The organism is Peribacillus sp. YIM B13481 (genome assembly GCF_042787985.1).
Taxonomy (GTDB): Bacteria; Bacillota; Bacilli; order Bacillales; family DSM-1321; genus Peribacillus; species Peribacillus simplex_A.
In genome coordinates, this window is sequence record NZ_JBHZPE010000034.1 from 15,322 (window position 1) to 27,304 (window position 11,983).

The 11,983-nt window shown below is 38.5% G+C and carries 8 protein-coding genes; 6 read left to right on the plus strand and 2 right to left on the minus strand.

The genetic code is table 11. The annotated features are described in order from the left end of the window. Window positions 1–5 precede the first annotated feature (5 nt). Window positions 6–1,640 carry an acetolactate synthase large subunit gene (locus ACFX4X_RS17660; protein ID WP_284471077.1) on the minus strand — a complete coding sequence of 545 codons (1,635 nt, stop codon included), beginning with the start codon at window positions 1,638–1,640 and terminating at the stop codon, window positions 6–8. A gap of 167 nt (window positions 1,641–1,807) precedes the next feature. On the opposite strand from ACFX4X_RS17660, the gene ACFX4X_RS17665 reads away from it, so the two are divergent. The 3 genes from ACFX4X_RS17665 (at window position 1,808) to ACFX4X_RS17675 (ending at window position 5,836) form a co-directional block, all read left to right on the plus strand. After that, window positions 1,808–3,403 carry an FMN-binding glutamate synthase family protein gene (locus ACFX4X_RS17665; protein WP_089363253.1) on the plus strand — a complete coding sequence of 532 codons (1,596 nt, stop codon included), beginning with the start codon at window positions 1,808–1,810 and terminating at the stop codon, window positions 3,401–3,403. A 156-nt stretch (window positions 3,404–3,559) separates the two neighbouring features. Continuing rightward, entirely contained in the window at window positions 3,560–4,501 is a 942-nt protein-coding gene (gene glsA / locus ACFX4X_RS17670) for a glutaminase A (protein WP_377385084.1), read from the plus strand. Between the two features lie 906 nt (window positions 4,502–5,407). After that, complete coding sequence (locus ACFX4X_RS17675; RefSeq protein WP_377385050.1) at window positions 5,408–5,836, plus strand: hypothetical protein; 429 nt, start codon at window positions 5,408–5,410, stop codon at window positions 5,834–5,836. An 864-nt stretch (window positions 5,837–6,700) separates the two neighbouring features. Here the strand turns inward: ACFX4X_RS17675 and ACFX4X_RS17680 are convergent. Then, on the minus strand, window positions 6,701–7,345 hold the full coding sequence (locus ACFX4X_RS17680) for a GntR family transcriptional regulator (protein WP_377385086.1): 645 nt from the start codon (window positions 7,343–7,345) through the stop codon (window positions 6,701–6,703). 781 nt (window positions 7,346–8,126) lie between these two features. On the opposite strand from ACFX4X_RS17680, the gene ACFX4X_RS17685 reads away from it, so the two are divergent. Genes ACFX4X_RS17685 through ACFX4X_RS17695 form a run of 3 tightly spaced genes read left to right on the plus strand, consistent with a single transcriptional unit; the run spans window position 8,127 to window position 11,928 of the window. Then, window positions 8,127–9,389: a cystathionine gamma-synthase family protein gene (locus ACFX4X_RS17685; RefSeq protein WP_377385052.1), complete on the plus strand. Its 1,263-nt coding sequence runs from the start codon at window positions 8,127–8,129 to the stop codon at window positions 9,387–9,389. After that, the gene (locus tag ACFX4X_RS17690) at window positions 9,379–10,419 is read left to right on the plus strand and encodes a homoserine dehydrogenase (protein WP_377385054.1); all 1,041 of its coding nucleotides are present in this window, start codon (window positions 9,379–9,381) and stop codon (window positions 10,417–10,419) included. The genes ACFX4X_RS17685 and ACFX4X_RS17690 overlap by 11 nt, the downstream gene beginning before the upstream one ends. A 54-nt stretch (window positions 10,420–10,473) precedes the next feature. Beyond that, window positions 10,474–11,928 carry an aldehyde dehydrogenase family protein gene (locus ACFX4X_RS17695; protein ID WP_377385056.1) on the plus strand — a complete coding sequence of 485 codons (1,455 nt, stop codon included), beginning with the start codon at window positions 10,474–10,476 and terminating at the stop codon, window positions 11,926–11,928. The last annotated feature ends 55 nt before the right edge of the window (window positions 11,929–11,983 follow it).

Sequence of the window (11,983 nt, forward strand, 5' to 3'; positions counted from 1 at the left end):
ATGTTTTATAATTTACAAATATAATCACCCAGTGTTTTCGAGAGCTTTACATTTTCCGAATAATCGACATCCACATCAATCAAGACAATTTCCTGACTCGAAATCGCTTCTTCTAATGCATGAAGCAATTCATCGGAATGGGTTACTTTCACTCCTTTAACACCAAAACTTTTTGCGAAGCTTAAAAAGTCTGGGTCGGTAAATTCAATCGCATTCGTACGATCAAATTTATTCAATTGCTTCCACTCAATTAGGCCGTATTTTGAATCATGGAAAATGACTATCACGAAGGCAAGGCCCAGACGTTTTGCAGTTGCCAATTCAACCCCATTCATTAGAAATCCGCCATCCCCTGTAACCGCAATGACAGGTTTATCAGGTTTTGCCAGTTTTGCCGCAATCGCACCGGGAATGGCAATCCCCATCGATGCAAAACCATTAGAAATGATAGTGTGATTAGGCTTTTCCGGTTGATACATCCGGGCCATCCATAATTTATGTGCACCCACATCAGAAATGACAATGGCATTTCCCTTTTCCGCCTTTTTCAAATCAGCGATAATCCGCTGAGGGATGATAGGGCTTCCTGATACATCATCTGAAGAATGAAATTTTTCAATAATTTGAGACCTTAATCTTTTCACTTCTGGCCAAAGCTCTTTTTTAACTACATCAGTGGTCAAGGCTTCAAGTGACTCTGTTACGTTCCCGACCAATTCAGCTTGAACGGGGTAATAAGCATCAACCTCAGCCGGTCGAGCATCAATATGAATAATCTGATTCATTGCCTCATCGTTCCAATACTTTGGCAAATATTCGACGAAATCATAGCCGACGGTGATAATAAGATCGGCTAAATCAAACCCGCATAGAACATAATCCCTTGCTTGCATCCCTACTGTAAAAAGGGTCAACGGATGGTTAGAAGGTAAAACTCCTTTGGCCATGAACGAATTCACAACAGGAATTTGTTTCTCTTCAGCAAATTTACGTAAGGACTCCGTAGCTCCATCGCGGATTACGCCATTACCAGCTAGAATAATAGGCTTTTTAGCGCGATTTATTAATTCTACAGCTTTTTTGATTTCTCCTTCGGCTGGATTGGATCTAGGCATTGGTGTAACCGGAAGTGGCTCACCTTCTGTATCCATCATTGCCACATCTTCCGGGAGCTCGATATGAACAGCACCCGGCTTTTCAATGACTGCAGTCTTAAATGCTTTACGGATAATTTCCGGAATCGTATGAGGCACCTTAATTTGTTGATTCCATTTCGTTACTTCCTTAAAAACTCCAATAATGTCCACATATTGATGCGACTCCTTATGAATTCGATCAAGCCCCGCCTGACCAGTAATCGCAACAACAGGGGAATAATCCAGATAAGCACTTCCTATCCCTGTTAATAAATTGGTTGCACCCGGTCCCAATGTACTCAAACAAACGCCAGGCTTTCCAGTTAGCCGCCCATAGATGTCTGCCATAAATGCTGCAGCTTGTTCATGGTGGACTAAGATAAATTTAATATCAGAGCTTATTAGAGAATCAACAAGATCCGTATTTTCCTCACCAGGTATCCCGAAAATATACTGAACACCTTCATTCTCTAAACATCTTATAAACAAATCAGATGCCTTCATACTATTCCCTCCTCGACCATTGATTTCTTCCCTATATGTTGGCTTTGCCTACATGAAATTATGTAATTGAGTATTAAAAATCTTTTCAATAATATTCGCTCCCTTGTATAAAGAGATTCAAGTTAGAGTAAATTAAATACAATATAATCATTACTAGGAGGGGTAAAATGGATATCGCAAGTCGTTTAATTATCATTTCATTTATTACTATTGCACTTGTTGTAATAGCACTTGTCATTTTTCTAGTCTATTTATTAATATTAGACCGAAATCAGAAGCATCACGCTATACTACGGAATTATCCAGTACTAGGGAGGGTCCGCTATTTTTTAGAAAAAATCGGACCGGAATTTCGGCAATATTTATTTAACGAGGATACTGAAGGGAAGCCATTTTCAAGAGATGATTATGAACATATTGTAAAAAGCTCAAAATATATGCGGGATGTAATCGGGTTTGGTTCAAAACGTGATTTTGATGAAGAAGGCCTTTTTGTTCGGAATGCTATGTTCCCCAAATTAACCGAAGAAGAAAAATTCGATAGAGAAACAAAGGTGATAACTAAAAGATATATCTTATTGAGAGATCCGCTTCTTATGCAGCGAAAGGAAAAATGGGAGGATGAGGAATCGTCTGCCTACTTATTACATGACCATGATGCCGTAATCATTGGCCCAAATACAAAACATCCATTTAGATTAAAAGGTTTAATTGGGATGTCGGCGATGAGCTATGGTTCATTAGGACATAATGCCATCACAGCTTTATCAGAAGGATTGGCTTTAGCGAAAGGCACATGGATGAATACTGGGGAAGGCGGACTCTCTTCTTATCATTTAAAGGGTGGCGTCGATATTATTATGCAGATTGGCCCAGCCATGTTCGGAGTGCGCGATAAGCATGGCGAAATGGATTGGGACGAGTTAAAGCGGAAAAGTGAAATTCCTCAAATAAAAGCATTTGAGGTTAAGCTCGCTCAAGGTGCCAAAACACGCGGGGGACATATCGATGCTGAAAAAGTTACTCCAGAAATTGCCGAAATTCGCAAAGTGGAACCATTCAAATCGATTGATAGCCCCAATCGTTTTCATCAGTTCAATGATGTACCGACAATGTGTGAATTCATTGAAAGAATCCGCAGCCATACGGGTAAACCTGTTGGAATGAAGATGGTTGTAGGAAGTAATGATAGCGTAGAGGAATTAGCCAAATATATGAAGGAAACCGGCAAAGGTCCGGACTTTATCACTGTGGATGGAGGGGAAGGCGGAACAGGAGCTTCTTATCAAGAATTGATTGATAGTGTCGGTTTGCCGATTAAATCAGCCCTGCCAATTGTTGTCTCCACCCTTCAAAAATATGGGGTACGCGACCGGGTTAAAATTATTGCTTCAGGTAAACTGTTCACCCCTGACCGGATTGCGATTGCTTTGGCGATGGGGGCTGATCTTGTCAATATAGCTCGTGGATTCATGATTGCCATAGGATGTATCCAAACATTGAAATGTCAATCTAATGCCTGTCCAGTTGGGGTAGCCACAACAGACCCAGAATTGCAAAGGGCTCTCGTAATTGACGAAAAGAAATACCGCGTCGTCAACTTTCTCGTGACACTTCGAAAAGGACTATTTCGAATTTCAGCAGCAGCAGGTTTGGATTCACCGGTTCATTTTCAACCTAAGCATATTAGTTATAAGGATGAAAAAGGCGTCGTGACATCACTGGAAACCATCATTCAGGAAATCAGGCAGCAAATAGGGTGAAATCCTGATTATTCTTTTCTCCTATTAATATTAACTTTACTTTCTGTTTATTATCTGCTTCCTGGTTTTGTGAAAAATAACAATGGGATGTTGTAAAATAATCAGTCCACTATCTACCAAGAATTCGCCTTTAAGGGAGGGTAAATTGTGAAAAATATGGGATGTCAATGCAGGTCCAATGTAGAATTGCAGCAACTTGTTGATGAGGCAAAAAAAATTACCGTTAAGGGAAACGTGGCAAACTATATACCGGCTCTTGAAAAGGCGAATCCTGGAGATTTATCTGTGGCTATTTACTATCCTGACGGAAAAAGATATTGTGCGGGGGATGTAAGTGTCAAAATGACCCTCCAAAGCATTTCAAAAGTATTGACACTTGCTATGGTATTAATGGAAAAAGGAGAGGACTATGTCTTTTCTTATGTAGGAAAAGAACCTACCGGTGATCCTTTTAATTCCATTGCCAAGTTAGAGACAAACAAGCCATCCAAGCCGTTAAACCCGATGATCAATGCAGGAGCATTGACTGTGACCCACATGGTTTCAGGTGACAATGTAAATGAGAGGTTTAAGCGTATTTTATATTTTATCCGGGAGTTGACCCAAAATCCTATTATCGATTTTAATGAAGCAGTTGCCAGTTCAGAATACAATACAGCAGACTTAAATCGGTCGTTAAGCTATTTTTTAAAGCAGCATAATGTAATAAACGAAGATGTGGAGGACTTAATCGAATTGTATTCGAAGCAGTGTGCCATTGAAATGGACAGTCAGGATTTGGCGAGGATAGGCTGTGTGCTGGCCATGAATGGGAAAGATCAGTTGACGGGAAAGCAAATCATCCCCGGAGACATTGCTCGTATTTGCAAGACATTCATGGTTACCTGCGGCATGTATAATGCCTCAGGTGAATTTGCCATTAATGTTGGCATTCCGGCCAAAAGCGGCGTGTCAGGAGGAATCATGGGGGCTGTCCCTGGAAAATGCGGAATTGGAATTTATGGTGCAGCGCTGGATGAGAAGGGGAACAGCGTTGCCGGGGTAAAACTCTTGGAAATGATGGCGAAAAAGTATTCATTAAGTATGTTTAATACTTAAACAAGGTTTCCTGTTGCACATTTATTACAGATAGTCCTACAGGTCATGTTTGAATATTCTCATAGAAGCCGTATAGTTATCTTTTTAGAATATGTATGATTTCGAAATGACTTCCCTTATCAAACTCAGTTTTGGGATATTGAATGTAGTTTCAAACTACGCATTTTCATATTGAATCCTTCATGCTTTAGCGAACGTTTAAGGTTATCTGTTACTAAGGTAACCGCCCCCCGGCTTCATTTCATATTATAATAAAATTTGTCCATTGCAGAGATAACAAATCTGTTTTTAGCTTGATGGAGATGTTGGGCCCTGCAACAAGTTGCTTTCATATTTAATCTGGTTCTTAATGCTGCGGCAACCTTTTTCTCGCGGGCAAAATGGATAGATTAAGAGTGTTCAAGAAGGAATAGTTAGTGAGTAAGTTTTTTGTAGACTAATAAATGAATAAAATAGATGACTTCTTTATTGATACTGGATAGCATTCGATCTAGTATTCGGTAGCTCCCACGTGATGCACGAATAAGCCCACGTATCGCTTTATACTTAAAAAATGTTTCATCAATCTTACAGATCGCCATTCTTTAAGAACAATCTAAGGGTACCAGAAAATTGTTTATCCTGGGTATATCCGATAAAGGCCATGTCGTCATATCATATGATTTTGTATAATTCCAATTTTTGTATTATTTTTTTGAATATTTAAAAAGTATTTGTTGGTTTCTGTAGTTTTATATTAGATTCTGTGGTTCCTGTGATAAATTAAAGCTACTTTTTAAGAGAAAATACTACATTAAATAACAATATCTGTGTTTTTGGGGTTAATGGCATACAAACTTCAAAGAACCGGCAGAAAGAAGCTTAATAATTCTCACAAATGAAAGAAAGTTAAAAGGAGAAACAAATATGAACGATCTACAAAAGCAAATACTCTTTTTCCTTGAGGAATGCAATAGAGAAAGGTGTGTAAGTAAAATTGCTGAAAAATACAATAAAAGTCTTGAAGTGATAAGGGCCGAGTTAGTGATACTTGTGAACAAAAACCTCATAGATATCAAAAAGAGTACGACTGGGAAGATAAGCAAAGCAACGATAAAGCCAGAAGGTAAACAATACTTCAGAGACGCTATTGCAATTGTTACTAAGGAGTCAGTACAAGGGCAAATCAATGAATTGAGACAAAAGTTGTCAACTCTGGAAGCCTCATTTCTACAAGCACAAGCGAATCCATCTGCGGAGAATAAACGGTCACTACTAAATAATGCGAATACGGTTCAATCAGTGGCTAATGGATTAAACTCATTTTTTAAAGCTGGAATGGATATCTTTAAGTAAATCGTTTGGTTGTTCCGTCATTAGCATCAAAAGAAAGAGTGGCTGATGCCTCCAATTTTTCTTCTGGGAGCTCTTGTACAATCTACATGCACCTGTGGCCAAAACAGGACTCGCTCATTTCTATTGTTTAGGTGAACGGGTTAGAGCAGAGCTGATGAGGTTAACCAATGAGTGTCATACATAAATACTTAATAACCAAAGTGTCCGAATCAGTTGAATAGAACTAAGTGGGTTTTACTGAAAAGGGAGCACATGGATGTGGATGTTTTAAGATTTAAAGAGCGTGAAACAAACGTAATCGGTGTAAATGACACAGTGAAAGATACAGGCGTTCCACGTTACTTGCTATAGAAAAAATTAATATAAAGAAAGCCTGCTTCCTTGAATATAAGGTTCGTAGGTTTTTTTTCACTATGCCTTAAGGAAATCTTCATGTCCTGAAAACACTCCATTTAATAGTGAACATAAATTCAAGGGCGATGAAATCCTGAGATTAAGCGAGTATTTGTGAGAAAATCATATTAAACTGAGGTAGTTGAAGAAGAAAAACCGGAAATTCGGTATGGACATTTGTAAATAAAAAGTGGGGTATGAAAAGATACTAATGGCAATAAACCGAAAAATTTAATTGTTTTGCTAAAAAGGGTATTGGTTCTATAGTGCAAGTAATAAATTAAAAATTAAACAATCTAAACCCTTTTGCACATTATCAAAAAAGGACAGATTCATTAAAGGGTCAAATCTGCCCAAAAACAAAGGAAATTTATCCATAAATTAATTGGGATTAAACGGAAATCTGTAAGTTGATAGGAAAGTTACGACTTTTCCTTCAGGTAAATCATTTTTGTACCAAAACCATCTATCCTATATCATATCAATATGTGTTATTTTCCAATGCTCATTTTTAATAAGTTGCTCTAAATTTTCTTTGTCTTCTTTTTTAAAGTAAGTGATCATTTTTTTATGATGCTCATTCATTTGTTCTAATACGGCAAAAAGTTTTTCTTCGTCTTTGCTCAAATAGATTTGTCTAACAAAACTGTTTTGTAAAGAATTAAGAAGGTCTATTAATGTATCGTTTTTACATTTATCAATATATACTTTATGGAATTGATTTTGGATTTGCTGATAATCCGAATAATTTTTTTGTGAAATTGACAGGTCAATTTTTTTAACCAGCTCTTCCATTAGTTCAATATCACTCTCTGTAATATGCGCTATAGATAATGAGGCTGCTAGGGCGTCCAGCACACCAACAACTTGAAAAACATCAAGCTTCTTCTTTGTATCAAGTTCTTTAACGATAAATCCCTTTCGAGGAAAATACTCAAGTAAATTTTCTGAAGCTAATTGTATCAAAGCTTCCCTTACAGGGGTTCTGCTTACTTCTAACTTCTCGCTTAGTGCTACTTCATTTACCTTATGATTAGGAAGCAATGTTCCATTCTGAATTTCTTCAGCAATATGATTATATACATGGTCTTTAAGTGATTGGTATCTCTTTTTGATAGTCCTTCTCCCCTATGCTAAAAATTGATACATTTATTATACAATATACAATATAAAATTGAAAATTCTTAATTTTTGTATAGCATAGGCTTCTAAATTCTTCAATAGCTCTACTGTTTAGTAATTATCGCAGCTCACTATTACCTGATCCCAATCAGTCTCTAAGTCCACATGAGGCGATGCTGCCATAGAAATTCAGATCTTAAACGAATTGAGAGAACCACGGAGTGTGGGAACAATTGTAGTTTGGGTTTTAAGACTTCTACAAGGATATAGAATATTGAACATCATTAAAACTATACGTGTTAATTGAAAGTATTTTTAAGAGTAAACTAATAAAAATATATTGAAAAGGGGAAGAGTCCAGTGTATCATATGTCTTAATACGAATGATATTTCTGATTATTCAGCATATTATACAATATAACAAGAAAATATGCTGAGTTAATAGCTCTTCTAACAAAAGCACCTTCATATTAAAATTGGCAAAGAATAAATTTAAGCAGGTGAAAAAAAGGAAGTGGTGACTAGTATAAAGAAAAGGAGGGGGTAATTAATATACAATATACAATATACAATATACTAAAACATGTTGTGTTATTAGTTGCTAACAAAAGCACGTTCATAATAAAAATGGCAAAAAAAATGTAAGCACATAAAAAAGAAGCGAAAACTAGTACGGCAAAGGAAGCTATAAAAATACAATATACAATATATTATATAAATCCGAACAAAAAAGAGATGTGGTTGACAAAACTATGAAAATTAGAGGTGAAAGAACATGAGTGAGCAAAACTTTAAAGATATACAAGCCGGTACAAAGGCTGTATGGGCAGGAGAAAAAGAATCTCTTGCTTACAATGCAACTCAAGTTCCTGTGGTGCTAAGTGTTGCCTACAATTACGAGGACATAGACGAGTGGCATGAAGTGGCCATTGGAAAAAAGCCTGGGTATATCTACAATCGCATGACAAATCCCACTGTTCAAGCTCTGGAGGAAAAAGTGAGAATCCTCGAGGGAGCTGAGGAGGCAATTGGTTTCTCATCAGGAATGGCCGCTATAAGCAGCACACTATATACATTTTTAAGACCGGGGGACCGGGTTATATCGGTTAAAGACACTTATGGGGGAACCAATAAAATCTTTACCGAATTCTTACCGAATCTCGATGTAGATGTGCAGTTATGCAACACAGGAAATCATGAAGAAATCGAGGCTGAAGTGGCCAAAGGCTGCAAGGTTTTATATTTGGAGTCTCCAACCAATCCGACGATGAAGATCACTGATATTGAGAGAATGGTAAGAGCCGGAAAATCGGTGGGGGCATTGGTTATCATAGACAATACTTTTGCTACTCCCATTAATCAAAATCCAATTCAATTAGGAGTTGACATTGTAATTCATAGTGCAACTAAATTCTTAAGCGGACATGCCGATGCATTAGGAGGTGTTGCATGCGGTACCAAAGAACTGATGAAAAAAGTCTATCATTATCGAGAAATCAATGGAGCGACGATGGATCCTTGGTCAGCCTATCTTATTTTAAGAGGGATGAAAACGTTAAAACTTCGAGTACGCCAGCAAGAAAAGAGTGCAATGGAAATCGCAAAGTATCTGCAAAAGCAAAAGCTTGTAGAAGCGGTTAATTATCCTGGATTAGAAACACATCCTCATCACCATATTGCAAAGAAACAGATGAGGGGTTTCGGCGGAATTTTAAGTTTTGTATTGAAAGGTGAGATGGATGCAATAAAAATTTTATTGCCAAAATTACAATATGCAAATAAAGCCGGGAATCTTGGAGCTGTTGAAACTATATATGGACCCGCAAGAACGACCAGTCATGTGGAATGTACTCTTGAAGAACGTCAAGCTCTTGGTATCCCGGAAGGTTTGGTTCGTATCTCCGCAGGAATTGAGGATACGGAAGATCTTATTTCTGATTTGGAACAAGCTTTTGCCCATTTGGAATCACAACTACCAGTAACGGTAGCTGCAAATAAAGATATTAATAATGGAAGAGGTATGGGATATGACACATAAAATTGCTTTGCTTGGATTTGGTGTAGTCGGCCAAGGATTGGCAGAAATTTTACAAGATAAAGGTGAGTCTTTACGCAGTGAACTTGGCTTTGATGCTAAAATTGTTGCAATTTCCGATGTCATGAAGGGCTCTCTTTATCACCCTGAAGGGTTGGATATCTCTCAAGTATTACAAGTTGTAAAGGAAACTGGAAAGCTGGAGAGTTACCCTGAAACCCCTGGGTTGATAAGGGGGTGGGACAGCTTTAAGACAATCCTTGAGAGTAATGCGGATACCATCGTAGAGATCACTTTCACGGATGTAAAGACAGGACAACCTGCTATCGATCATTGTAAGACGGCATTTGAAAGTAAAAAGAACGTAGTAATGAGTAATAAAGGTCCCGTTTCTTTAGCTTACCAAGAACTAGCTGAGTTGGCCAAAAAGAATGATGTGCGATGGGGCTTCGAAGGTACTGTTATGAGTGGAACACCAGCATTGAAAATGCCTCTCGTCTCATTGGCGGGAAATAACATTTTTGAATTGCGGGGGATTTTAAATGGAACGACTAATTATATTTTGACCAAAATGGAAGAAGGATTGAGCTATAAGGATGCATTATTTGAGGCACAAGCTCTTGGCTATGCAGAGGCAGATCCTACTAGCGATGTAGAGGGTTATGATTCTCAGTATAAAGCTACTATTCTTGCTAATGTTGTGATGAATATTCCGATGAAACGAGAGGAAGTAGAATGTGTAGGAATTAGTCATCTTACACAGCAAGACATTCAATGGGCAAAGTCTGCAGGGAAAAGGTGGAAGCTTATTGCTGAATGTAAAAAGGATGGTGATAAAGTAATTGCAAAGGTAGGTCCTGAAGCTATACCTCTTACTGATCCTCTAGCTGGGGTTTTGGGAGCACAAAACGCTATTACGTATAACTGTGACTTGGCCGGTCCGATTACGTTGATTGGTGCCGGAGCTGGTCGCAAAGAAACAGGATTCTCTATTCTGATTGATTTAATCAATATGAGCCGTGGGCAATTATGATCTTATATACCACAAGTTATAAGCTGGAAAATTACTTATACGGGGTGATTATCGATGACACTTATTGAAGCGCTTACAAGGAAAAATAAGATGTTTCTTGCTGGAAAATGGGTATCCGGCGAAAAAATAATTGAAGTGCTCGATCCACAGGATAATAGTTTAATTGCAATCGTTCCTGCTGCTAATGAGAAGGATGTACTTCATTCCATTGAAGAGGCAAAAAAAGGAGCGAAAATAGCCGCGGACATGCCAACACATGAAAGAATCGCCATTCTAAATCGTGCTGCCGATTGGATCTATGAGCATAAGGAAAAATATGCAATGACCATCGCTCGTGAGGGAAGTAAGACCATTAAAGAGGCGAGAAAAGAAGTGGTGCGTTGTATCGAAACACTTCGAATTAGCGCAGAAGAAGCAAGGCGAATTAATGGCGAAACGATTTCCTTTGACCAAATGCCGGGAAGTGAAGATCGCATGGGTTATTATTATCGTTTCCCTGTTGGGATTATTGTAGCTATAACGCCTTTCAACGATCCATTAAATCTTGTTGCCCATAAAGTGGGACCTGCTATTGCTTCTGGAAATGCCATCATCGTAAAACCGGCACCCGCTACACCTTTAAGTGCTCTTTTATTGGCAGAAGCCTTTGAAAAAGCAGGTTTACCGCCTAAAGTATTGTCCGTCATTACGGGGTATCCGAGTGATATGGGCGAGAGTCTGATTACTCATTCAGCCATACGAATGATTTCTTTCACAGGAGGTCTCGCCACTGGCCAAGCGATCATGCAAAAGGCAGGTTTGAAAAAGATGAATTTGGAGCTGGGATCGAACTCACCGGTTATCGTTCTGGAAGACGCTGACTTAGAAGAAGCGGTTGAATCGACAGTATCCGGCGCCTTTTGGGCAGCAGGTCAAAATTGCCTGGGAGTGCAAAGATTATATGTTCAAGAAGATATTTATAGGGACTTTGTTGGAAAGTTTGTTAACCGTACTCAACAGTATCGAGTAGGCAATAAACTCTCAGAGGAAACCGACATGGGGCCTATGATTTCAGAGAAAGAAGCAAAGCGAGTTGAGAGTTGGGTTAATGAAGCTGTTGGGAAAGGCGCAAAATTGCTGTGTGGCGGCAAACGTCAAGGTTCTTTTTACTATCCAACTGTTTTAGAGAATGTTCCAGCAGATTGTAAGCTGGCAACTGAAGAAGTTTTCGGACCAGTTGTTACCATTCACAGTGTGCCCGATCTGGATACCGCCATTTTCCAATCTAACAATGTGGATTTCGGCTTGCAAGCAGGTATATTCACTCGTGACTTAAATATGGCGTTTGGAGCTATACGTGAATTGGATGTAGGCGGGGTTATGGTAAATGACAGCTCTGATTATCGTATAGATGCTATGCCTTTTGGGGGAGTGAAGGGTTCTGGTTTAGGCCGTGAAGGAATAAAGTTTGCACTTCAAGAAATGACTGAAATAAAAGTGGTTTGTTTTAAAGTTTCGAGCAAAAGATGATAGAAAAGGTTCATGTGATATTGATAGCTTTATAGGCATCGACCCGAGGTCAATC